General features: G+C 74.9%; 26 protein-coding genes and 1 pseudogene. 21 read left to right on the top strand and 6 right to left on the bottom strand.

What is annotated here, in order from left to right:
- The 7 genes and pseudogenes from IH54_RS0117705 to IH54_RS0117675 all read left to right on the top strand — a co-directional run.
- Positions 1-377 (top strand): annotated as a pseudogene (locus IH54_RS0117705) (hypothetical protein); the annotation flags it as partial.
- 55 nt (positions 378-432) lie between these two features.
- Entirely contained in the window at positions 433-1548 is a 1116-nt protein-coding gene (locus IH54_RS0117700) for a carboxylate-amine ligase (RefSeq protein WP_031517826.1), read from the top strand.
- 224 nt (positions 1549-1772) lie between these two features.
- Positions 1773-2057: a hypothetical protein gene (locus IH54_RS0117695; RefSeq protein WP_159011910.1), complete on the top strand. Its 285-nt coding sequence runs from the start codon at positions 1773-1775 to the stop codon at positions 2055-2057.
- 39 nt (positions 2058-2096) lie between these two features.
- Positions 2097-2825 carry a HemK2/MTQ2 family protein methyltransferase gene (locus tag IH54_RS0117690; protein ID WP_078862301.1) on the top strand — a complete coding sequence of 243 codons (729 nt, stop codon included), beginning with the start codon at positions 2097-2099 and terminating at the stop codon, positions 2823-2825.
- Between the two features lie 55 nt (positions 2826-2880).
- The gene (locus IH54_RS0117685) at positions 2881-3072 is read left to right on the top strand and encodes a CDGSH iron-sulfur domain-containing protein (RefSeq protein ID WP_031517822.1); all 192 of its coding nucleotides are present in this window, start codon (positions 2881-2883) and stop codon (positions 3070-3072) included.
- Complete coding sequence (locus IH54_RS0117680) at positions 3069-4070, top strand: iron-containing redox enzyme family protein (protein ID WP_031517821.1); 1002 nt, start codon at positions 3069-3071, stop codon at positions 4068-4070. The genes IH54_RS0117685 and IH54_RS0117680 overlap by 4 nt, the downstream gene beginning before the upstream one ends.
- Before the next feature lie 166 nt (positions 4071-4236).
- Complete coding sequence (locus IH54_RS0117675; RefSeq protein ID WP_031517820.1) at positions 4237-4944, top strand: HAD family hydrolase; 708 nt, start codon at positions 4237-4239, stop codon at positions 4942-4944.
- Between the two features lie 141 nt (positions 4945-5085).
- Here IH54_RS0117675 and IH54_RS0117670 read toward each other — a convergent pair whose 3' ends face one another.
- Complete coding sequence (locus IH54_RS0117670; RefSeq protein WP_031517818.1) at positions 5086-6276, bottom strand: alcohol dehydrogenase catalytic domain-containing protein; 1191 nt, start codon at positions 6274-6276, stop codon at positions 5086-5088.
- Between the two features lie 182 nt (positions 6277-6458).
- Between IH54_RS0117670 and IH54_RS0117665 the strand changes: the two genes are divergently transcribed.
- Positions 6459-6914 carry an SRPBCC family protein gene (locus IH54_RS0117665; protein ID WP_031517816.1) on the top strand — a complete coding sequence of 152 codons (456 nt, stop codon included), beginning with the start codon at positions 6459-6461 and terminating at the stop codon, positions 6912-6914.
- Positions 6907-8508, top strand: a complete 1602-nt coding sequence (locus IH54_RS0117660) for a phytoene desaturase family protein (RefSeq protein ID WP_043181335.1) — start codon at positions 6907-6909, stop codon at positions 8506-8508. The genes IH54_RS0117665 and IH54_RS0117660 overlap by 8 nt, the downstream gene beginning before the upstream one ends.
- Positions 8509-8637: 129 nt before the next feature.
- On the opposite strand, the gene IH54_RS0117655 is transcribed toward IH54_RS0117660, so the two are convergent.
- Positions 8638-8805 (bottom strand): hypothetical protein, encoded by a 168-nt coding sequence (locus IH54_RS0117655; protein WP_031517814.1) that lies wholly within the window; start codon positions 8803-8805, stop codon positions 8638-8640.
- 194 nt (positions 8806-8999) lie between these two features.
- On the opposite strand from IH54_RS0117655, the gene IH54_RS0117650 reads away from it, so the two are divergent.
- The 12 genes from IH54_RS0117650 to IH54_RS0117595 all read left to right on the top strand — a co-directional run bounded on the left by IH54_RS0117650 (position 9000) and on the right by IH54_RS0117595 (position 16591).
- A complete protein-coding gene (locus IH54_RS0117650; RefSeq protein ID WP_078862299.1) occupies positions 9000-9935 on the top strand; it encodes a Rieske 2Fe-2S domain-containing protein in 936 nt (311 codons plus the stop codon).
- Between the two features lie 94 nt (positions 9936-10029).
- On the top strand, positions 10030-11319 hold the full coding sequence (locus IH54_RS0117645) for a PP2C family protein-serine/threonine phosphatase (protein ID WP_031517810.1): 1290 nt from the start codon (positions 10030-10032) through the stop codon (positions 11317-11319).
- A gap of 82 nt (positions 11320-11401) precedes the next feature.
- On the top strand, positions 11402-11725 hold the full coding sequence (gene gvpO, locus IH54_RS0117640; RefSeq protein ID WP_031517809.1) for a gas vesicle protein GvpO: 324 nt from the start codon (positions 11402-11404) through the stop codon (positions 11723-11725).
- Between the two features lie 70 nt (positions 11726-11795).
- The gene (gvpJ, locus tag IH54_RS0117635) at positions 11796-12281 is read left to right on the top strand and encodes a gas vesicle protein GvpJ (protein ID WP_031517808.1); all 486 of its coding nucleotides are present in this window, start codon (positions 11796-11798) and stop codon (positions 12279-12281) included.
- A gap of 6 nt (positions 12282-12287) precedes the next feature.
- Positions 12288-13016 carry a GvpL/GvpF family gas vesicle protein gene (locus tag IH54_RS0117630; protein ID WP_031517807.1) on the top strand — a complete coding sequence of 243 codons (729 nt, stop codon included), beginning with the start codon at positions 12288-12290 and terminating at the stop codon, positions 13014-13016.
- Between the two features lies 1 nt (position 13017).
- Entirely contained in the window at positions 13018-13287 is a 270-nt protein-coding gene (locus IH54_RS0117625) for a gas vesicle protein GvpG (protein ID WP_052397570.1), read from the top strand.
- 77 nt (positions 13288-13364) lie between these two features.
- Entirely contained in the window at positions 13365-13865 is a 501-nt protein-coding gene (locus IH54_RS0117620; protein ID WP_052397569.1) for a hypothetical protein, read from the top strand.
- Between the two features lie 6 nt (positions 13866-13871).
- Entirely contained in the window at positions 13872-14903 is a 1032-nt protein-coding gene (locus tag IH54_RS0117615; protein ID WP_031517803.1) for an SRPBCC family protein, read from the top strand.
- A complete protein-coding gene (locus IH54_RS0117610) occupies positions 14900-15259 on the top strand; it encodes a gas vesicle protein (RefSeq protein WP_031517801.1) in 360 nt (119 codons plus the stop codon). Before IH54_RS0117615 ends, IH54_RS0117610 begins: the two co-directional genes overlap by 4 nt.
- Positions 15256-16095, top strand: coding sequence for a GvpL/GvpF family gas vesicle protein (locus IH54_RS0117605; protein ID WP_031517800.1), 840 nt, complete (start codon positions 15256-15258; stop codon positions 16093-16095). The genes IH54_RS0117610 and IH54_RS0117605 overlap by 4 nt, the downstream gene beginning before the upstream one ends.
- Positions 16092-16319 (top strand): gas vesicle protein, encoded by a 228-nt coding sequence (locus tag IH54_RS0117600; RefSeq protein WP_031517799.1) that lies wholly within the window; start codon positions 16092-16094, stop codon positions 16317-16319. Before IH54_RS0117605 ends, IH54_RS0117600 begins: the two co-directional genes overlap by 4 nt.
- The gene (locus IH54_RS0117595) at positions 16316-16591 is read left to right on the top strand and encodes a gas vesicle protein K (RefSeq protein ID WP_031517797.1); all 276 of its coding nucleotides are present in this window, start codon (positions 16316-16318) and stop codon (positions 16589-16591) included. Before IH54_RS0117600 ends, IH54_RS0117595 begins: the two co-directional genes overlap by 4 nt.
- 77 nt (positions 16592-16668) lie before the next feature.
- On the opposite strand, the gene IH54_RS0117590 is transcribed toward IH54_RS0117595, so the two are convergent.
- The 4 genes from IH54_RS0117590 to IH54_RS0117575 form a co-directional block, all read right to left on the bottom strand.
- The gene (locus tag IH54_RS0117590; RefSeq protein ID WP_031517795.1) at positions 16669-17685 is read right to left on the bottom strand and encodes a DUF4331 family protein; all 1017 of its coding nucleotides are present in this window, start codon (positions 17683-17685) and stop codon (positions 16669-16671) included.
- 379 nt (positions 17686-18064) lie between these two features.
- Complete coding sequence (locus IH54_RS41715; RefSeq protein WP_052397567.1) at positions 18065-18661, bottom strand: hypothetical protein; 597 nt, start codon at positions 18659-18661, stop codon at positions 18065-18067.
- Entirely contained in the window at positions 18661-19278 is a 618-nt protein-coding gene (locus IH54_RS0117580) for an RNA polymerase sigma factor (protein WP_234343578.1), read from the bottom strand. Before IH54_RS0117580 ends, IH54_RS41715 begins: the two co-directional genes overlap by 1 nt.
- A gap of 760 nt (positions 19279-20038) precedes the next feature.
- Positions 20039-20944, bottom strand: a complete 906-nt coding sequence (locus tag IH54_RS0117575) for an aldo/keto reductase (protein ID WP_043181332.1) — start codon at positions 20942-20944, stop codon at positions 20039-20041.
- Between the last annotated feature and the right edge of the window lie 58 nt (positions 20945-21002).

Below are 21002 nucleotides of genomic sequence, written 5' to 3'. Positions count from 1 at the left end.
GGAGGAAAGCGCAGCGGGCTGCGCTGACGACCGACAACGCAGCAAGCGTGCGTGCCAGACCCCTCCGGGCAGACGGGACTTTCGAAACAGGCCCTAGCCCCGCCGACCTGCGCCTGGAGCAGGCCGTGCTGCCGCGGGACGCCTTCTTCGGGCCGGTGGAACAGGTGCCCAGGTCGGAGGCGGCGGGCCGGATCGCCGCCGAGATGCTCACCCCGTACCCGCCCGGCATTCCCGCCGCGCTCCCCGGTGAGCGGCCGAACGCCGCGGTCCTCGACTACCTGGGGTCCGGTGTCGCCGCGGGCATGGTGGTGCCGGACGCCGCCGACCCCTCGTTGGAGACCGTGCGGGTGTCGGTGGCGGGCAGCGGTGCCGACTGACGCGCGGGTGCCCGCGCCTTGCGGTGATCCGGATCGTGCGGGGTAGCCGACGTACGTGAGGTCGGCGACCCCATCGACGCTCGGGGTGGAGGAGGAGTTCGTCCTGCTCGACGCGGACACCGGGCTGCCCGCACCGCGGATCGGCGCGGTGCGGGCAGCCGCGCGGCACGGGCCCGTGCTGGGCGGCGACGAGGTGGACAACGAGCTGCTCCAGGCGCTCGTGGAGGTCGCCACGCCGGTGTGCACGGGCCTGGACGAGGTGACCGGCCAGCTCTTCCGGTTGCGTCAGGCGCTGACGGAGGCCGCGTCCGCGTGCGGGTGCCGGCTGGCCGCGAGCGGCGCGGCGCCGCTGGCCGCGCGCGTCGAGGTGCCGGTCACGGGCGGGCGGCGCTACCGGGAGATGCGCGCGGACGCCGGGCAGCTGGTGGGGGAGCAGCTCATCGCCGGTATGCACGTGCACGTCGGCGTACCCGACAGGGGAGCGGCGGCCGCGGCGCTGGGGCAGCTGCGGCCGTGGCTGCCCGTGCTGATCGCCCTGGGCGCCAACTCGCCGTACTGGCAGGGCGGTGACACCGGCTACGCGAGCTGGCGGACCGTGGTCTTCGGGCGCTGGCCGGTCAGTGGCCCACCGCCCTTCACCGCCGACGCGGCCGGGTACGACCGGCGGGTGCGGGCGCTGCTCGCGACCGGCGTCATCCCCGACCGGCACCAGCTCTACTGGCACGCCCGGCTCTCGGAGGACTACCCGACGCTGGAGGTGCGCGCCCCCGACGTGCAGCTGGACCTCGACGACGCCGTCACGCTCGCCGGGGTCGTCCGCGCCCTGGTGGCGACCGGGCTGCGCCGGGCCCGCGGGGGAGCGCGCCCCCTCGACCCGCCGCCGGGCGTCCTGGACGCCGCCTCCTGGCACGCCGCCCGGCACGGGCTGACCGGCACGCTGGTGGACCCCCGCCGCGGCGCCCCCGTCCCCGCGCCGGAGGTGGTGGCCGCCCTGCTGCGCCACCTCACCCCGGCGCTGGACGAGCTGGGCGACGCCGAACGGGTCACCGCGGGGGTCCGCCGCATCCTCGACGCCGGCACCGGGGCCGCCCGTCAGCGTGCCGCCTTCGCCGCCGCCGGCGCGGACGGCCTCCTCGACCTGATCGCCCCACTGCCGCAGCCGCCCCACTGAAGGCGGGGCCGCCGTCGGGCGCTCGCGGGGGCCGCGCGCCGCCGCCGGTGTTTCAGGTCGCCCCACCGGGTTACCCGCGAGGTATGGCCGATATCGGATTGCGGGCTCTTGCCCCGGTATGCACCCCCACGCCTCGCCCCGCGCGGTCCGGCCCCCGGCTGCCGGCCGAGCAGGTGCCGGAGGCGCTGGAAGGGCGCGGCGCCGGGGGCGGGAGGGTGCGCGTCGTGCACGGCACCGACGTCCAGGCCCTGGACCGGACACGGGACCGCGCCAGGACCACCACCGCGACGCTCGCGGCCACCACCGCGCACCTCGCGCGCGTCCCGCGCGGCGCGGCCACCACCGCGCACCTTGCGCGCGTCCCGCGTGGCGCGGCCACCACCGCGCACCTTGCGCGCGTCCCGCGTGGCGCGGCCACCACCGCGCACCTTGCGCGCGTCCCGCGCGGCGCGGCCACCACCGCGCACCTCGCGCGCGTCCCGCGCGGCGCGCCCTGCCCGCCGGTCTGACCTGCCCGGGCCACCGTCCCCGACCGACAGGAGGCCGTCGTGCCGAACCAGGCCGCCGCCGTCCCCGCCACCGCCGCCGTCCCGGCGGTACCGCCCCTGCCCGTGCTGGACCGGGTGTGGCGCCTGCCCGGCGTCTACCGTCCGCAGGCCGACACGGCCCTGCTCGCCGCCGCCCTGCACGGAGAGGCCGTGCCCGGCAGCGACGTCCTCGACGTCGGCACCGGCAGCGGCGCGCTGGCGCTCTACGCCTCCCGGCTCGGCGCCCGCGTCGAGGCCGTCGACGTCTCCTGGCGCGCGCTCGCGGCGGCCCGCGTCAACGCGCTGCGCGCCGGCCGCCGGATCGAGGTGCACCGCCGCGACATCTGCCGCCCCGCGGGCCGGGCGGACAGGCGCGCGTACGACCTGGTCCTCAGCAATCCGCCGTACGTGCCCGCGCCGCCGGACGGTCCCGCCACGGCGCACCGCGCGGCCCGCGCCTGGGACGCCGGACCCGACGGACGGCAGGTGGTGGACTCGCTGTGCGCCGCCTCCGCCGGGCTGCTGCGGCAGCGCGGGGTGCTGCTGATGGTGCACTCGGCGCTGTGCGGTCCGCAGCTCACCGTCGACCGCCTGACCGGCCTCGGCCTGTCCGCCGAGGTCCGCACCCGCGCCCGCGTCCCGCTGGGCCCCGTACTTCGCTCCCGGCTGCCCTGGCTGCGCGCCTCGGGCCTGCTGGCGGAGGCCGACGACCAGGAGGAGCTGGTGGTGATCCGTGCCGAACGACGATGAGCGCAAGGCCGCCGAGCCGTACGAGGACCGGGGCTCCGCCGCACGGCCGCGCCGGGTGACCGTCGAACGCGGCGGTCCCGTCGTGGTCGAGGGCCCGGTGGAGGTCGTCGCCGAGGACGGCACCGTCGCGGTCTCGCACCGCTTCGCCGTCGCGATCTGCACCTGCCGCCGGAGCGCCACGTACCCGTGGTGCGACACCAGCCACCGCGCGCACGATCGCCCCCGCCGCAAGGGCGGCACGCCGTGACCGCGACGGCGCCCCCGCACGCGCCGCCGGAGCTGCCCGCGGCGCGGGGGCCGCTCTCGCACGCGGTGCTCCGGGCGATGCGCCCCGGTCACGGCCCCGCCCCGGAGGTGCGGGAGTCGGCCGCGCAAGCCGAACCCTACGGTGACGATCTGCAGCTCGCCCTGTACGTCCTCTACGAGCTGCACTACCGCGGCTTCGCCGGGGTTCCCGACGACCGGGAGTGGGACCCCGGGCTGCTGGCCGTCCGCGCCGCGCTGGAGGACCGCTTCCTCGGCGCGCTGCGCCGCGACGTCCCGTGCCCGCGCGACCCCGCGGACGTCCTCGCCGAACTGCTCGTCGAGCCCGCCGACACCTCCGGCTCCGTCGCCCACCACCTGCACCGCCACGCCGATCTGGACCTCTTCCGCCAGTACGCGGCCCTGCGCTCCCTCTACCACCTCAAGGAGGCGGACCCGCACGCCTGGGTGCTGCCGCGCCTGCACGGAGAGGCGAAGGCGGCGATGGCCGCGATCGAGTACGACGAGTTCGGCGCCGGCCGGGCCGACCAGGTGCATGCCCGGCTCTTCGCCGACCTCATGGCCGACCTGGACCTCGACCCCTCCTACGGCCGCTACCTCGACCGCGCCCCGGCGCAGATGCTCGCCGTGGTGAACCTGATGTCGCTGCTCGGCCTGCACCGCGCGCTGCGCGGCGCGCTGGTGGGTCACTTCGCCTGGGTCGAGGTCACCTCCTCGCCCGGCTCGCGGCGGCTCGCGGCGGGTCTGCGCCGGGCAGGCGCGGGGCCGGCCGCCCAGCGCTTCTACGACGAGCACGTGGAGGCCGACGCGGTCCACGAGCAGGTGGTGCGCCACCGGGTCGTGGACGGCCTGCTCGCCGCGGAGCCGGACCTGGCCGCGGACGTCGCCTTCGGCGCGGACGCCACGACCTTCACCGAGGACCGCTTCTCCTCCCACCTGCTGGCCGCCTGGCGCTCCGGCCGCTCGGCACTGCGCTGCTGAGCCCGGCGGCGTGCCGCCCGTACCCGGCGGGATCCGCGGGCCGGACCGCGCGGTCCTCCGGTCACCACCGCGGACAGGAATGCGGTATTTCCCACCGGGTAGCCGTGGGAGGAACCGACGGGGGCCGGACACGACGCTCCGGGACAGGCGACACAGGGAGGCGTTCATGACGGGCAGCGGGTCGTCCGGCCGTACCGCCGCGGTGCTCTTCGACGTCGACGGCACTTTGATGGACACGGTGCACCTGCACACCGTGGCGTGGTGGGAGGCGCTGCGGCAGAGCGGGCGGACCGTCGCGATGAGGGACGTCCAGCGGGCCGTCGGGATGGACGGCACACATCTGCTGGACGCGCTCGTGGGCGAGGACCGCGACCGGGAGGGCGACGGCGGACTGAAGAGTGCGCACGACGCGCTCTACGCGCAGTTCTGGGAACGCCTGGCCCCGCTGGAGGGCGCCGCCGACCTGCTGCGGGCGTGCGCCGCACGCGGCCTGCGGGTCGTCCTCGCGTCGTCGGCGTCCGGCAGGGAGGCGGACGTGATGGTCCGCGCCCTGGGCGCCGGTGACGCCGTGCACGCCGTGACCACCTCCGACGACGTCGCGGCCGGCAAGCCCGCGCCCGACGTGGTGCGGCAGGCGCTCGAACGGGCGGAGGCCCCGCCCGAGCGGGCCGTCTTCGTCGGGGACGCGGTGTGGGATCTGCACTCCGCGCGGAAGGCCGGCGTCACCGGGCTCGGCGTGCTCACCGGGGGCGGCTACTCGTCCCAGGAACTGCTGGACGCCGGTGCCGCGGAGGTCTACCGCTCACCCGCCGAACTGCTCGACCGGCTCGACGGCAGCCCGATCGGCGCACTGTCCGCCGGCGGTTCCATCTGACCACGCCGAACGCGCGCACGGGGCCCGGACGCCGCGCACGTCCCGCCGGACGCCGCGCACGTCCCGCCGGTCACCGTGTGCTCCCCGCGCGGGGAGCACACGGTGACCGGCGGGACGGCTGTTCCGGCGCCGGCCCGCCCCTCACGGCCGGAAGAGCATCTTGATGGCGCCGTCCTCCTTCTTCTGGAAGGTCGCGTACGCGTCCGGCGCCTCGTCGAGCGGTACGTGGTGCGTGGCGAAGCCGTCCACGCCCAGCGGGTCGTCGTCGGTGAGCAGCGGCAGGATGTCGTCCGTCCAGCGGCGGACGTTGGCCTGCCCCATGCGCAGCTGGACCTGCTTGTCGAACATGGTGAGCAGCGGCAGCGGGTCGGCCGCGCCGCCGTAGACGCCGCTGATCGAGATCGTGCCGCCGCGCCGTACCAGCGCGATGGCCAGGTCCAGCGCGGCCAGCCGGTCGACCCCGGCGACCTGCATGAGCTTCTCCGCCCACGCCGACGGGAGCATGCCCGCCGCGGTCTGGGCGAGCCGGGCGGCCTGGCTGCCGTGCGCCTCGGTGCCGACCGCGTCCACGACGGCGTCCGGCCCGCGCCCGGCGGTGAGGTCCTTGACGGCGTCCAGCAGCTCGTCCTGCGAGTCGTACTCGCGCAGGTCGAGGACGGTCGCGCCGTCCGCGCGGGCCCGCTCCAGGCGCTCGGGCACCAGGTCGACGCCGATGACCGTGCCGGCGCCCAGGTGCTTCGCGATCCGGCAGGACATCGCGCCGATCGGACCGAGGCCCAGCACGGCGATGCTGCCGCCGTCCGGCACGTCGGCGTACGCGACCGCCTGCCACGCGGTCGGGAGCACGTCGGAGAGGTAGACGAAGCGGTCGTCGTCGGGGCCGTGCGGCACCTTCACCGGGCCGAACTGCGCCTGCGGCACGCGCAGGTACTCCGCCTGGGCGCCCGGCACCGCCCCGTACAGCTTGGTGTAGCCGAACAGCCGCGCGCCCATGCCGTGCTCGGTGACCTGGGTGGTCTCGCACTGCGTGTACAGGCCGCGCGAGCACATCCAGCACGTCCCGCAGGCGATCTGGAAGGGGACGACGACGCGGTCGCCCGGCCGGAGGTCGTGGACCGCGGGGCCCGTCTCCTCGACGATGCCCATCGGCTCGTGCCCGAGGATGTCGCCCGGCGTCATGAACGGCGTCAGGACCTCGTACAGGTGCAGGTCGGATCCGCACAGCCCCGAGGACGTGACGCGGATGACGGCGTCGGTGTCCTCCTCGATCCGTGGATCGGGGACGTGCTCCACCCGGACGTCCCGCTTGCCGTGCCACACGGTGGCGCGCATACGCATGCACCTTCCCTTCGGACGTGCTCGCTCTCCGGCCGTGCCCGGCCCGTCGCCGGACGCGGGCGGCCCCAGGTGCGGGTGCCCTCAACGCCCGCCGCGAAACGGGACACCTGGGTGTTTTGCGGCGACAGCGGAGGAAATGCGCTCCTTGTGAGATCCCGCAGCCCAGGAGGCCGGACATGGCCGTACGCCACCAGCTCGTCAGACGCCCCCGCGAGGACGTGTGGGAGGTGCTCGCCGACCGGGACGCCTACGCCGAATGGGTCGCCGGGACGTCCGAGTCCCACCGCGGCAGCGGCGACTGGCCGCAGGAGGGCGCGAGCCTGGACTACGACGTCAAGCTGGGGCCCTGGTCGCTGACCGGCAGCACGGTCGTCCGCGAGCAGCACCGCCCGTCGCGGCTCGCGCTGGAGATCGACAGCGGCGCGCTCGGCACCGCGCGTGTCGACATCGAGGTGCGCCCGTGGGGCCGCGACAGCCTGGTCATCGTGGACGAGCACCCACTGACCGGCTTCGCCGGCGGAGCGCACAACGCGGCCCTGGACGCCGTCCTGCACTGGCGGCACCGCCGCATGCTGGCGCGGCTCGCGCAGGTCGTGGAGGACAGGACCGAGGGGGGTGCGGTCCATGGCTGACGCCGTCGTCGTCGGGGCCGGGCCCAACGGCCTGGTCGCCGCCAACGTGCTGGCCGACGCGGGCTGGAGCGTCGAGGTCCTGGAGGAGCAGGACGAGCCCGGCGGAGCCGTCCGCAGCGACCGGGGCGTGGACCCGGACTTCGTGTCCGACGTCTTCAGCGCGTTCTATCCGATGGCCGCCGCCTCGCCCGTCCTGCACGCCCTGGAGCTGGAGAAGGAGGGGCTGCGCTGGAGCCACGCGCCCTGCGCCCTCGCCCACCCGCTGCCCGACGGCCGCTGCGCGGTGCTCGACCGCGACCCGGACGTCACGGCCGGGAGCGTCGACTCCTTCGCCGCGGGCGACGGAGCGGCCTGGCACGAGTGGTACGCCCTGTGGCAGCGCGTCGGCGGCAGCCTGCTCGACTCCCTCTTCACCCCCTTCCCGCCGCTGCGCGCCGGAGCGCGGCTGGCGGCGCGGCTGCGGGCGTCCGGCGGGCTGGACTTCGCGCGGATGATGCTGCTGCCCGCCCGCCGGCTGGCCGAGGAGCAGTTCGCGGGGGAGGGCGGCAGGCTGCTGCTCGCGGGCAACGCCCTGCACACCGACCTCGCACCGGAGAGCGCGGGCGGCGGCGCCTTCGGCTGGCTGATGTCGATGCTCGGCCAGGAATTCGGCTTCCCCGTGCCCGTCGGCGGCGCCGGCGCGCTCTCCACCGCGCTGGCCGGACGGCTGGAGCGGCACGGCGGCACGGTGCGCTGCGGCGAGCGCGTCGCCGACGTCGTGGTGCGCTCCGGGCGCGCGGTGGCGGTGCGCACGGCGAGCGGCGAGGAAGTGCCCGCCCGCCGCGCGGTGCTGGCCGCCGTTCCGGCGCCGCTGCTGTACGGGAGCATGCTGCGCCCGGCGGACCTGCCGGCCGGGCTGCTGCGCCGGCTGCTGCGCTTCCAGTGGGACTTCTCGACCTTCAAGGTGGACTGGGCACTCGACGGCCCCGTGCCCTGGACGGCGCGGCCCGCCACCCGCGCGGGCACGCTGCACCTCGCCGACGGCGTGGACGACCTGACGCGTTTCGCCGCGCAACTGGCCACCCGCCACGTACCGGACCGCCCCTTCGCGCTCTTCGGCCAGATGACCACCGCCGACCCGAGCCGCTCCCCGGCCGGCACCGAGTCGGCCTGGGCGTACACGCACGTACCGCAGACCGTCGCGGGCGACGCGGGCGCCGACGGCATCACCGGCGGCTGGGACGAGCGCGAGCGCAACGCGATGGCCGACCGGATCGAGCGCCACGTCGAACGCTGCGCGCCGGGCTTCCGCGCACTCGTCCGCGCCCGGCGGATCCTCGCCCCTCCCACGCTGCAGGCGAGGGACGCGGCCCTCCAGGGCGGCGCGATCAACGGCGGCACCACCGCACTCCACCAGCAACTGCTCTTCCGCCCGGTGCCCGGACTCGGCCGCCCGGAGACCCCGGTGCGCGGCCTCTTCCTGGCCTCCGCCTCGGCCCACCCCGGCGGCGCGGTCCACGGCGCCCCCGGTGCCAACGCCGCCCGGGCGGCCCTGGCGCTCCCCCCGGTGAGCGCCCTGCTCAGCCGCGCCCAGCGCGGCCTCGCGGCCGGATGACCCGCACTCCTGCGCGACGCCGGTGTGCGACGGGTCCCGGGCGCGTAGGGGCCGCGGACCGCCCGCGGGCGTGGGAAGGCCCCGCGGCGCCCCGTCCGGTGACGGGGGCGCGGGGCCTTCCGGCGGAGATCACCATCGATACCATCGGCGGCGTCCCCCGCCCTCGGCGGCCCGGAAGACGAAACCGAGCAGCCAGACGACGAGGACCACCGCGGCTATCCACCACAGGACCTTCAGTGCGAAGCCGAGCCCGAAGAGGACCACGGCCAGCAGCAGGACGAGAAGCAATGCAGCCATTGTGAACACCTCCGCGGTGCCGTCTGCCCCGTCTCGTGCCGTCAAAGCCCACGGCCTCGCGATTCCGGCGGGCGGGTCGCCCCACCGGTGTTCATCCGTTCGGCGGCCGCACCACGAGGGTGGCTGCGGTGGACGGGCCGCCGCGGCGGTCGTGTGGGACGGTCGGACCGGAGGCCGGAAAGGGGTGACCGCAGATGAAGCGTGGCAAGGCCACAGCGGTGACGGAGCTGCTCCGCCGCGCGCTGCCGGACCCGGAGGGCCCCGGGCGGGTCCTCGCACTGATGGACCGCGTCGAGCGGGCCGAGGCCCTGGACGCCCCCGCCGAGCTGCTGCGGCGCGCGGTGCGGGCCGTCCCGCTCGGCGGCTACCGGGACGCGCTGCACGGCCGCTGGCTGGGGCATCCGCTGCACCCTGTCATGGTGGAGCTGCCGGTGGGCGCGTGGACGTCCGCGGCGCTGCTGGACTGGACGCCGGGCGGCCGCCGTACCGCGGGACTGCTCGTCGCCGCCGGACTGTGCGGCGCGGCACCCGCCGCGGTCGCCGGACTCGTCGACTGGGCCGAACTGGAACCGGAGCAGGCCCGGGTCGGGCTGCTGCACGCCACGCTGAACTGCGCGGCCGTGGGCTGGTACGCGGCGTCGCTCGCGGCGCGGCTGTCCGGCCACCGGCTGCGCGGAAGGGCCTACGCGCTCGCCGGACTGTGCTCGGTGGGTGCCGCCGCGGCCGCGGGCGGCCACATGGCCTACCGCCAGGCGTCCGGCGCCAACCACGCCGAGGCCGCGGCCCGCCGGGTGCCGCCCGGATGGCACACCGTCGGCCCGGTCGACGCCCTGCCGCACGGGCGCCCCGTCCGCCGCACGGTGGGCGACGTGGCTCTCGCCGTGGTGCGCGACGCCGACGGCTCCTGCACCGCCCTCGCCGACCTGTGCAGCCACGACGGCGGCCCGCTGTCGGAGGGGCGCGTCGAGGACGGCTGCCTGCGCTGCCCCTGGCACGGCAGCGCCTTCCGGCTCGCCGACGGCTGGAACGCCGCAGGCCCGGCCACCGCCCCCCAGCCCGCTTTCGACACCCGGATCCGGGACGGCGAACTGCACGTACGGCTGCGCGCCGCGGCGCCCGCCGCGCGCTGACCCCCGGTCGGCGGCGCTTGGGCCGGCCTGCCCGGGGGTAGGCGTAGAGCCGGCGCCGGAAGGTGCCGGGACGGCACGGGAGCAGGTGCTGGACATGGACGAGGACACGGACCGGGCCCTCCAGGAGGCACTCGACCGGCTGGCGCTGCTGTCCGCGGCCACCACGGCACTCGCCAGCACGCTGGACGCGGACGCCGGGATGCGCCGGGTGGCCCGCACGCTGGTGCCGCAGCTGGGGGACTGGTGCGCCGTGCACGCGGTCGCCGGCGAAACGGTCCGCGAGGTAGCAGTGGTGCACCGGGACCCGGACCGGCTCGCCGACGCCGGGGTGGGCGACGCCTCGTTCGCGCTGCCCGTCGCCGCGCCCGCGGGCCGGGGCCCGCTCGCCCGGGCGCTGCGGGGCGAGGGGCCGCTGCTGGTGCCGCGCGCGGAATTCCCGTCCCCCGAGCAGCCCGGCGGCGCGCACGAGCGCGAACCGGCCCCGTACGACCGCTTCGACACGGAGACGCTGCTGGTCGCGCCGCTGCTGGTGCGCAGGGAGGTGCTGGGGGCGCTGATGCTCGGGCGGGGCCGCGGGCGGGAGCCGTTCGGGCCCGAGCACCTGTCGCTGCTGCAGGACCTCGCCCACCGCATCGGGCTGAGCCTGGACAACTCCCGGCTGCACCGCGAGACCCAGCGCATCGCCGAACGGCTCCAGCGCTCGCTGCTGCCGCCGCTGCCCGCCATCGCCCCGCTGGGGATCGCGGCGGGCTACCAGCCCTCGCAGACGACCGCCGAGGTCGGCGGCGACTGGTACGACTGCTTCGTCCTGCCGCAGGGCGACATCGCGCTGATCATCGGCGACGTCACCGGACACGACCTCCAGGCCGCGGTCATGATGAGCCAGCTGCGCAACATGCTGCGCGGCGTGGCCTGCGACCGGCAGGAACCGGCGGGCCGGATCCTGTCCCGGCTCGACCGCGCGAGCCACACCCTGCATCCGGGCACCACCGCCACCTGCGTGTACGCCCTGCTCACGGAGGAGCCGGGCGGGCAGTGGGCGGTCGAGTGGTCGCGGGCGGGCCACCCGCCGCCGCTGCTGGTGACCGCCGACGGCGACAGCCGCTACCTGGACGCGTCCGGCGGCCTGCCGCTCGGTGTCAGCGTCGAGATCGACCGCACCGAGCACCGGACCCCGCTGCCCGCCGGCTCCACCCTGCTGCTCTACACCGACGGCCTCGTCGAGCGCCGCGGCGAGGTGCTCGACCGCGGCATGACCCGGTTGCGCCGCGAGGTGTCCTCCCGCGCCGGCGAGCCGGTGGAGGCCCTTGTCGAGCAACTGCTGCACGGCATGGGCACCGGCGCGGACGACGACGTCGCGCTGCTGGCCGTGCGGATGCCCTGAGCGGAGCACCCACCCGCGACGGGCACCCCCGGGTGGGCCAAGCGCGGGTGCGGATCCCGCCGCTCCACCCGAGGCTGGGGCCATGGCAGAAGAACGCTCCCGGCCGTCCAGGACCGCAGCCCGGCGTACCGGTACGCGTACCGCGCCCGTCAAAGACGCCGAAGACGCCGCCCTGCGTGCCGCCCGCAGTCTCAGCAAGCTGATCGACCACCGGCCCGACGGCTGCTCCGGCGTCACGCGCGGCGACGACGACGGCTGGCGCGTGTGCGTCGACGTCGTGGAGGTCCCCCGCATCCCCGACACCACCAGCCTGCTGGCGACGTACGAGGTGGACCTCGGAGCCGACGGCGCACTCCGCGGCTACCGCCGGGTCCGCAGGTACCGGCGGGGCGCCGCCGACCAGTGACCTTGCCACGTCCCCCCGACCGTCCCCGACCCACCCCGCGTGACCCCGACCGAAGGAAGAGCGTGCAGCCGTGACCGTCATAAACGAAGAAGTCGTCTGCGCCCCCCGTGCGGGCACCCTCTACGACGTGCTCGACCTGATCCTCGACAGGGGCATGGTCATCGACGTCTTCCTGCGGGTGTCGCTGGTCGGGATCGAGATCCTGAAGGTCGACGCCCGCATCGTGGTGGCCAGCGTGGACACCTACCTGCGCTTCGCCGAGATCTGCAACCGGCTCGACCTGGACCACGACTCCACCAGCCGTACGGTGCCGGAGCTGTTCGGCGGCGCGTCCGCTTCGGTCGGCCGGGCGGGCGCGAAGAAGGCGGCGCACTCGGTCGGCGGCAGGGTCAAGGAAGCGCTCGGCCTCGGCGACGAGCACGACGGCGACGACCACGACGGCGACGACGAGGACGACCGGGAGAAGAAGGACGGGAAGCGGCCCCGGCACCGCGCGGCGTCCGGCAGCGGTTCGGGCACCCGCTCCAAGTCCCGGCGCCGAGACGAGGAAGGCTGACGGAACGTGAGTGTGTACCTCTACGGAGTGACCCGCAAGGGGGTGCGCGTCCCGCACGGCACCCGCGGGGTCGGCAACCCGCCGGGCCGGGTGCGCACGCTGGTCGACGGAGACCTCGCCGCCGTGGTCGGCACGGCGCCCGAGGGGCTGCGTGCCCGCCGCAGGGACCTCCGGGCCCACCAGGGCGTGCTGCTCGCGGTGGGCGCCGGCGGGCCGCTGCTGCCGATGCGCTTCGGCGCCGTGGTGGCCGACGAGGACGCCGTGACCGGCTGGTTGCGGGGGGACGCGGGCGGCTGGGCGGCGGCCCTGGACCGGGTGGCGGGGCGGTGCGAGCTGAACCTCAAGGTCTCGCCCGCGGAGCACGGCCTCGCCGACCTCGTACGCGACGACCCGCGGCTGCGGCAGCTCCGGGAGGAGAGCCGGCGGCGCCCTTCGTACGACGTGAGCATCAGGCTCGGTGAGGCCGTCGTGGCCGGGCTGCGGCGCCGGGCCGTGGAGGCTGCGCAGGCGGCGGCGGCGCCCCTCACCGCGCTGGCCGACGAGACGCAGCCGGGACCGGACGTGCCGGGCTGCGTCCTCAACCTCTCCTTCCTCGTCGCCGCCGACCGCGTGCCGGAGTGCCGGGCCGCCTTCGACGGTGTCGCCGAACGCCTCGCGGGCCGCGCGGACCTGCGGCTCACCGGCCCCCTGCCCTGCTACAGCTTCTCCGGGCTCCCCGCCCCCGCGGGGATCTGACATGGGCATCTTCAAGGCGCTGCTGTTCCTGCCGCTCGCTCCGGTGCAGGGCGTCAGCTGGATCACCACCGTGCTGCAGGACGCGGCGGTCGCCGAGATGTACGACCCGGCGGTCCTTCGGGACCGGCTGGTCGCCCTCCACCGTGCCTACGACGACGGCGAGATCGACGACGAGGAGTTCGAGGCCGCGGAGGAGCGGCTGCTCGACCTGCTCGACCGGCCGGCTCCCGTACGGCTGAAGGCGGTTCACCTCTCGAAGGGCACTTGCTGATGAACAGCACATGCAGGACCGCGGTCGCCGCGGCAGTGGCGGGCGGATACGTCCTCGGGCGCACACGGAAGGCACGGATGGCCTTTGCCATCGGGACCTTCCTCGCCGGCCGGCGTTTCGGTCTCTCTCCCACGGCGCTGGCCGCCGAGGGCCTGCGCCATCTGCGGGAGAGCCCCCAACTGGCGGGCTTGCGCGGGCAGATCGGGGGTGAGCTTCTCGACGCCGCCCGGGCGGCCGCTGCCACGACCGCGGACCGCCGCTTCTCCGTCTTCGCCGACACGCTCCGGGAGCGGGTACGCGAGGACATCGCGGAGGAGGAGACGGACGAGGAGGCGGACGACGAGGAGACGGACGAGGAGGCGGAGGAGGAGACGGACGAGGAGCCGTCCGGGCGCGAGCGCGGATCCGACGAGAAGCGGAGGAAGGCGCCCGCGAAGAAGGCCGCGGCCAAGAAGACCGCGGCGAAGAAGGCCGCCCCGGCGAAGAAGGCGGCGCCGGCGGGGAAGAAGGCCAGGCCCGCCAAGAAGACCGCGTCGGGCAGGTCGTCTCGGTCCACGACACACCGCAGCGGGAGGTAGGCGGGCATGGCCAAGCAGAAAGAAGAAGAGAAGCCGGACGGTCCCACGGGACTCGACGACTTCCGCGAGCAGTTCGGCCACTTCCTGAACGACCTGACACAGGGCTGGGTCGACAAGGCCAGCGGCAAGGTGTCCGACCTCACCGACCGGCTGTCCGACGTCGCCGAGGGCAAGGACGACGGCGGAGGCGGCCTGCTGGGCATCGGCAGCCGCGTCATGCACGGCGACTCACCGCTCAAGGCGACGGTGAGTCAGAAGGCCAAGGACGCCAAGGACTCGGTGGTCGGCAAGGTGAAGAGCGCAGTCGGAGGCGGCGGGGGCGGCGCGGGCAAGGGCGGCAACCTCAAGGCCGTCAACATCGTGGAGTCCCTCGACGTCGGGGTGCCGCTGCGTACCGCCTACGACCAGTGGACGCAGTTCGAGGACTTCAGCGACTTCACCAAGGGGGTGCGCGGGGTCTCGCAGGAGGACGACACCGAGACCACCTGGAATCTCAAGGTGGGCCCGTCCAGCCGCAGCTGGAAGGCGACCATCCAGGAGCAGATCCCCGACGAGCGGATCGTGTGGACCTCGGAGGGCGAAAAGGGCAGTACGACGGGCTGCGTGAGCTTCCACGAACTCGGCCCCCAGCTCACCCGGATCCTGGTCGTGGTGGAGTACACCCCCGCCGGCTTCTTCGAGAAGACCGCCAACCTCTGGCGTGCCCAGGGCAGGCGGCTCCGCCTCGACCTCAAGCATGTCGGCCGGCACATCACCCTCCACGCGGACGAGGAACTGGAGGGCTGGCGGGGCGAGGTCCGCGACGGCGAGGTCGTGCGCTCCCACGAGGAGGGCCTGGAGGACGACGAGGGTCCGGAGGACGAGTACGCGGAGGACGGCGAGGGCGACAACGAGGGCGACGACTACGAGGACGAGGACGAGTACGCGGAGGACGAGCCCGAGCCCGAGCTCGAAGAGGACGAGGAGTACGAGGACGGCGAGGAAGACGACGAAGAGGACGAAGAGGACGCGCCCCGGAAATCCCGGAGCCGCAGATGACCACGCTCGACCACCTCGAATCCGTCGCCCCCTACAGCCCCACCCCGTCCACGGCGAACCTCGCCGACATCCTGGAACGGATCCTCGACAAGGGCATCGTGATCGCCGGGGACATCAAGATCGACCTCCTCGACATCGAGCTGCTCACCATCCGGTTGCGGCTGTTCGTCTCGTCGGTGGAGACGGCGAAGAAGGCCGGCATCGACTGGTGGGAGACCGACCCGGCGCTCTCCTCCCGGGCCGCCGAGAACGCCCTCGCCCACGAGAACCGCGAACTGCGCGAGCGCCTGGCGGAGCTGGAGGGCGGTACGCCCTCGCGCACTCCCAAGCGCGACCGGGCGAAGGCGGGCGCATGACGGCCGCGGGCCTGCGGCAGCCGAGCGGTGCTCCTGCCGAAGCGGCGACCGCCACCTGCGTCTTCGCCGTCCGCCGCGAAGGTGGGCCGGGAATGCCCGCCGACGCCGCCGGCCATCCGGGCGGGAGCCCGCTCGAACTGCTCCCGCTGCCCGGCACCGGCCTGTCCGCCGTCGTCCAGGCGGTGCCCGCCGCAGACTTCACCCAGGAGGCGTTGCAACACCGGCTCGGCGACCCTGCCGCGCTGGAAGCCTGCGCGCGGACCCACCACGCCGTGGTGACGGCGGCGGCCGGGGCGGGCCCCGTCGTACCGATGCCGCTCGCCACCCTGTTCACCGATCGGGACAGGGCCGTCGCCGCCCTGGCCGAGCAGGTGCCGAGGCTGCGGGCTGCGCTCGACCGCGTGACGGGGCGCGCGGAGTGGTCGGTCAAGGCCGAGGTGCGGGCACCGGACTCCGTCCCGGCCGGCGGCGAGGGCGCCGGCCGGGGGGCGGACGTCTCGGGCGCGGCGTATCTGGCCCGGGTGCGTGGCCGTGAACGCGACCGGCAGGCCCGGCAGGAGGCGATCCGGCAGGTGGCCGCGCACGTCCACCACGCCGCTGCGGCCTTCGCCGTCGCCGCCGTGCGCCGGCCGCCGCACGGCACCGCCGTCACCGGCAAGGACCGCCACCAGATCCTCAACGCCGCCTTCCTCGTGGACGACGGCAGGGCGCCGGACCTGGTCGCCGCCGTTCACGCGCTGAACGGCACGCACGCCGGGCTCGGCCTGCACATCGACGTGTCCGGGCCCTGGGTGCCGTATTCCTTCACCGGCGAGTGCGCGGAGGCGGGCCCGTGACGACCACCGACGTCGTGCCCTGGCTCGGCCCGGAGAGCGGCGCTCCCCTCGGGGTGCCGCTCGTCGACCTGCTCGACCGGGTGCTCGCCACCGGCGTGGTCATCAGCGGCGACCTCGTGATCGCCGTCGCTGACGTCCCGCTCGTCCGCCTCTCGCTGCACGCCCTGCTCGCCTCGGTCAGCGAACGCGTCCCCGCTCCCTGGGCCGACGGAGGCCCCCTGTGACCGGCACGCGCGTCGACCTCGACCCCGAGAACACCGCCCGCGACCTGGTGTCCCTCGTCCTCACCCTGGTCGAGCTGGTCCGCCAGCTCCTCGAACGCCAGGCCGTCCGCCGCCTCGACCAGGCCGACCTCACCCCCGACCAGGAGGAGCGGCTCGGCACCGCCCTGATGCACCTCGACCGCGCGATGAACGACCTCTGCGCCCACCACGGCCTGCGCCGCGAAGACCTCAACCTCGACCTCGGCCCCCTGGGCCCGCTGCTGGCGTACTGACCTCGGATGCGACGCCGGGAGGTGGTGGCCGACCGTTGCGCGGGGACGGCGGCGCGCCGCGGACGGGGCGCCGGCGGTCAGTCCGTCGCGGGGTGGGGGCTGCCGAGGTAGGGGAAGACGGTGAGGACGTCGGTGTGGGGCGCGAGGCCGGTGGGCGGGATGTCGCCCTTGGACAGGAACGCCAGGCGGTGGTTGATGACGTCGTCGGTGAAGACCCGGCCGTTGGGGTAGCGGGCGGGCCGGGAGGGGTCGTACGCCAGCATGTCGGGCAGCAGGCCCTCGGCGTCGATGGCGGCGACGGCCTCCTCGCGCGAGTAGCCGCCGGTGTGCCCCATGAGGTGGACGAACTGGTCGGTCCACCGCTCGCGGTCGTTGACCGGCTCGCTCGCGTTGTACTCCTCCTTCGTCTCGTCGGTGTTGAAGAAGCTGCTGACCGAGGGGTGGCCGGCGCGGTCGACGTGCTCCAGCCGGCCGTCCTTGCGCAGGCTGCAGCGGCCCCAGATCCGGATTCCCGGGCCGGCACCGAGGAGGTCGGCGGTCGGCAGTTCCATCACCGTCGAGAAGACGTTGGCCGTCGCGTTGGAGTCCACGCCTGTCCACGGCGAGTCGCCGCCGAGGTGGGGGGCGGTGAAGTTGCGGCCGCCGCTGGTGTCGTAGAGCTTCTGGATGCCGTCGAAGTCGAAGAAGAAGGCGTCGCTGCGGGCGCCGGCGAAGAAGGCGGCCGAGCCGGCGCGTACGGGCTTGGCCTGGGGGCCGAAGGAGACCTCCGCGTCCGAGACGACCTTCTCGCCGACCGCCTCGGGCGACCGGGCCTCCTCGCCGTGCGCGACGAAGACGCTGAAGGTCTGCCGGCCGTTCTGCGGCGGTGCGAAGACGTAGCTCACCGCGATGTCGGTGAGGGCGTCCCCGTCGTTGTCGATGTTCACCCGGTAGACGGCGTCGGGGTGCAGGGCGTCGGCGTTCGGGTTCGCGTTGAGGATGATCACCGTGCGCGTCGGGTCGGCGGGCGCCTGGAAGGCGTACAGGTCGCACAGGTCGAGCCGCTGGTCCCCGAGCGGCGGGCCGAGGCTGAGACCGGTGAAGTGGTTCGACATCCCGCTTGTCCTTTCGCCGTTCGCCGAGGAGGAGGTCACTCCTCAGAGGCTCACTCAACCACAGAGGCGGGCAAAAGGGGTGAAGTACGGCAAGGTGGGCCTTTAAGAGGTCGCGCGGATAGGCGTGGCGGGGGACACGGGCAACAGGACGGGCTGTCGAGCAGATCGCCCCGGACTCCTACGTCCGGATCGTCTGCCTCGTCCTCGACCAGATCGCCGTGGACGACTCCGTCCCCCTGATCCCACGGGCACGGACCACTCGCCGCCGAGACGAACGCCCGAGCCCCCAACCATGCCCGCAGGCCTGTCCGCGCGACCGCTCAGCCGCACGAAACAGACGACCGGGAATCAAACGCTCACCGAGACCCCGTACAGCCCATCAGCCGGCGGCGTCAGCTGTGCTGGGCGAGCCCGCCCGCAACTGGCTGAACGGCACAGTGCCCCCGTCGGTCACGCCGTCATCCACCAGCCGGCACCTGGAGACCGGACCGGAGAACAGGCTGACCGCGCCGGCCGACGAGGACTTGGTCCTGCTGTAGGTGAGTGCCAGCGTGTCTCCCGGCTTCAGCGTGGCGGTCATGGCACTTCGGCCCTCCCTCTTCCACAGGTTGTTCACCGCACGCCCGCGGTCCTCTGCGCAGGCCTTCCCCGCGGGTACGGTGTCGACGACCACCTGGATGCCCGCCGCGCGCAGCTTCGCGGTAAGCGGCTTCTGCGCGGCGCGGTCCAGACCCACCTCGTTCAGCCGCAGGATCACCGTGCCATCGGGGTTTTTGGTGACCGCGTATGCGGGCGTGTCAGCCGGCCCCGCGACGACGACCACTGCCGCCACCGCTGTCGCGGCGGCTGCGGCCGTCGCGCCCCACACCACCCGCGAACGGTGGAGCGGCCGCCGACGGGCCTCGACCGGCGGCTCCTGGGTCTCCCACCCGCTGTCGTTCATCAGCTCGGTCATGAGGCGGTCCTCGAATGTCATCACAGCATCCCCCTCGTGTGCTGGACGATCGCCAGGCTTGCGCGGTTGTCGTCAGTGCTGGTGTTGGTTGATGCCCGCAGCGTCTTGCGGGCGCGGTGCAGCCGCACCCGGACGCTGACCTGACGTATGCCGAGAGCCTGCGCGGCCTCCCGGACGGTCAACTGGTCCACGACGACGAGCTCCATCGCCGCCCGTTCACCTTCCTGGAGCCCGGCCATCGCGGCACGGAGCCGCCGTCCGGCGCTCTCGGCGTCGAGCTTCTCCTCCAGCCGGCCGATGTCGTCCTCGTCGAGCAGTCGGCGTCCGGCGATCCGGCCCGCCTTTCGGGCCTCACGACCGGCACGCCGTAGCTCGTCGACGACAACGTGCCGCGCGATCCCGTAAAGCCAGCCGACCTCGCTGCCCGCCGACAGCTTGAAGGTGTGGGCGGAGTCGATGGCCGCCACGAACACGTCCGCGGTGAGGTCGGCCACCGTGTGCGGGTCGTCCACCCGGCGAGCCATGAAGCGGGTGATCGCGTCCACATGACGCCGATAGAGTTCGGCGAAGCTCTCCTTGTCGAGCACACCCGCGGCGGGACCACCGCGCGACCTCGGCACCCGTTCACTCGACGGCACAAGCTCTCCTTCCTCCGGTGAATCCTTTCGTCTCTACTTCGATACCGGCGGCGGAAGTGTTTCAGCCGCTGCCGGCGGCGGGCGGCCCCCGCGGCCCGGTGAGCCGCTGATGCCACCCGGCGGGCCGCGTCGGGGCCCGCGCGGCGGATACTCCTTCGCATGACGTCAGGCACGGCCCACCCCCCGCGGTGGCGGTGGGCGCTCCGGAGCTTTCTGGTCTTCTCGCTGGGCGGCGCGGCGGGCCTCCTCGGCTACGCGCTGACGGCGGGCCATCGGGTCGGCGCGGCGTCCTGGGCCGGGCTGCTGTTCGGAGCGGTCGTCTGCGCGACGCTCGGCGCCCGTTCGCGGGCCGCCGGGGCCGCTGAAAGACCCGTACGACGTCGTCGCCGGGGCGAGGGACGCCGCGCAGCCCGTCCTCGACGCCCGGCCGCCGGCCGCCCGCCGCGACCCGACGCGGATCGTGGGCGGGCTCGGCGCCGCGTTCGGGCGGCGTACGCTGCGGGACCCGCTCGCGGTGGGCGCTCCGCGGCACGACCGCTCTCGGCCTCTCCGCCGGAGGCGCCGGACCGTCGTGGGCAGGTCGCGGCAGCATGGCCGCGCGGCGGTCGAAAAGCCGGGGCGGCCTGGTCATGGCACCTGCGGCAACGGTTGGCACAGTGAAGTAACCGGCATCACACCGCCCGATGGTGTCGGGATGTCACAGCAGCTCGGACAGCGCCCACTCATGTCCCGGGGCCGGCGACGTCCGGACGTCCTGCTCTCAGGTCCACGGCAGGGCCGCGCGGCGGGTCCAGTAGGCCTGGGGGGCTACGGCCAGGGGGGCGTAGACGTCGGGGGTGGGGGGCGGGGTGGTGAGGGCGGTGAGGTTGGAGAGGAGTTGGGGGGTGGTCACGGCGCCGGAGAGGACGACGTCCGCCCACGGCTGGGCGAGGGCGGCGGAGAGGGCCGGGACCGCGGGGTCGGGACCGAGCGGGGCGGTGGCCGGGCCCGGGGCGGCGAGGAGGCCGTTGGCCAGGGCCTCCTTGACGATCACCGTCCAGCCCGCGGCCTTGGCCTCGGCCAGGGCGGGGCCGGCCGAGGGCTCCAGGACGTTCCAGGTGGCCTGCACGGCGGAGAAGAGGGGGCGGCCGTCGACCCGGAGGGCCAGTGCCCTGCGCAGCGTGCGGGCCTGGTGCGGACCGCTGAGGCTGAGCCCGACCCGGAGGCCGAGGCCGGCGAGGTCGCGCAGGACCGCCTCGTCGTCGAGGATGCCGGACTCCTCGGTCGCCGAGTGGACCTGGTAGAGGCCGAGCCACCCCCCGAGCAGCTCCCGGGACTGCGGCCACTGGCGGGCCAGCGCGGCGGCGGAGTGGTCCTTGACCTCCTGGACCGGTGCGCCGGGCTGCCAGTCGGCGGTGTAGGTGTAGCCCCACTTGGACGAGACGGTGACGTCCTCCGGCCCGATCGCACGGCTGCTCAGCCACCCGGCCAGGAACTCCTCGGCCAGCCCGTACGAGCGGGCCGCGTCGAACCACCGGATCCCGCCGGCCCATGCGGCGTCGCACACTTCCTCGCAGCGTCTGCGCAGGCCCTCGACGGAGCGGTCGGCTCCCAGGGACGGGCCGTGACCGACGGTCAGGTACTCCGGGCGGCCCAGCGCGGCCAACCCCAGTCCGAGCACGGCCACCGGCGTTCCTTCCCTCGTCCTGTCCTCGTCCCCCTGTACCCCTTCCCCTCGCACCCCC

Source organism: Streptomyces sp. NRRL F-5123, assembly GCF_000721495.1.
In the GTDB taxonomy this organism is placed as follows: domain Bacteria; phylum Actinomycetota; class Actinomycetes; order Streptomycetales; family Streptomycetaceae; genus Actinacidiphila.
This window is presented reverse-complemented; position numbering and strand designations above follow the sequence as displayed.

Coding starts and splice junctions, on each gene's coding strand:
- IH54_RS0117675 (WP_031517820.1), top strand. CDS start 4,237: ATGACGGGCAGCGGGTCGTCCGGCCGTACCGCCGCGGTGCTCTTCGAC.
- IH54_RS0117670 (WP_031517818.1), bottom strand. CDS start 6,276: ATGCGCGCCACCGTGTGGCACGGCAAGCGGGACGTCCGGGTGGAGCAC.
- IH54_RS0117665 (WP_031517816.1), top strand. CDS start 6,459: ATGGCCGTACGCCACCAGCTCGTCAGACGCCCCCGCGAGGACGTGTGG.
- IH54_RS0117660 (WP_043181335.1), top strand. CDS start 6,907: ATGGCTGACGCCGTCGTCGTCGGGGCCGGGCCCAACGGCCTGGTCGCC.
- IH54_RS0117655 (WP_031517814.1), bottom strand. CDS start 8,805: ATGGCTGCATTGCTTCTCGTCCTGCTGCTGGCCGTGGTCCTCTTCGGG.
- IH54_RS0117650 (WP_078862299.1), top strand. CDS start 9,000: ATGAAGCGTGGCAAGGCCACAGCGGTGACGGAGCTGCTCCGCCGCGCG.
- IH54_RS0117645 (WP_031517810.1), top strand. CDS start 10,030: ATGGACGAGGACACGGACCGGGCCCTCCAGGAGGCACTCGACCGGCTG.
- gvpO (WP_031517809.1), top strand. CDS start 11,402: ATGGCAGAAGAACGCTCCCGGCCGTCCAGGACCGCAGCCCGGCGTACC.
- IH54_RS0117625 (WP_052397570.1), top strand. CDS start 13,018: ATGGGCATCTTCAAGGCGCTGCTGTTCCTGCCGCTCGCTCCGGTGCAG.
- IH54_RS0117620 (WP_052397569.1), top strand. CDS start 13,365: ATGGCCTTTGCCATCGGGACCTTCCTCGCCGGCCGGCGTTTCGGTCTC.
- IH54_RS0117615 (WP_031517803.1), top strand. CDS start 13,872: ATGGCCAAGCAGAAAGAAGAAGAGAAGCCGGACGGTCCCACGGGACTC.
- IH54_RS0117610 (WP_031517801.1), top strand. CDS start 14,900: ATGACCACGCTCGACCACCTCGAATCCGTCGCCCCCTACAGCCCCACC.
- IH54_RS0117605 (WP_031517800.1), top strand. CDS start 15,256: ATGACGGCCGCGGGCCTGCGGCAGCCGAGCGGTGCTCCTGCCGAAGCG.
- IH54_RS0117590 (WP_031517795.1), bottom strand. CDS start 17,685: ATGTCGAACCACTTCACCGGTCTCAGCCTCGGCCCGCCGCTCGGGGAC.
- IH54_RS41715 (WP_052397567.1), bottom strand. CDS start 18,661: ATGACATTCGAGGACCGCCTCATGACCGAGCTGATGAACGACAGCGGG.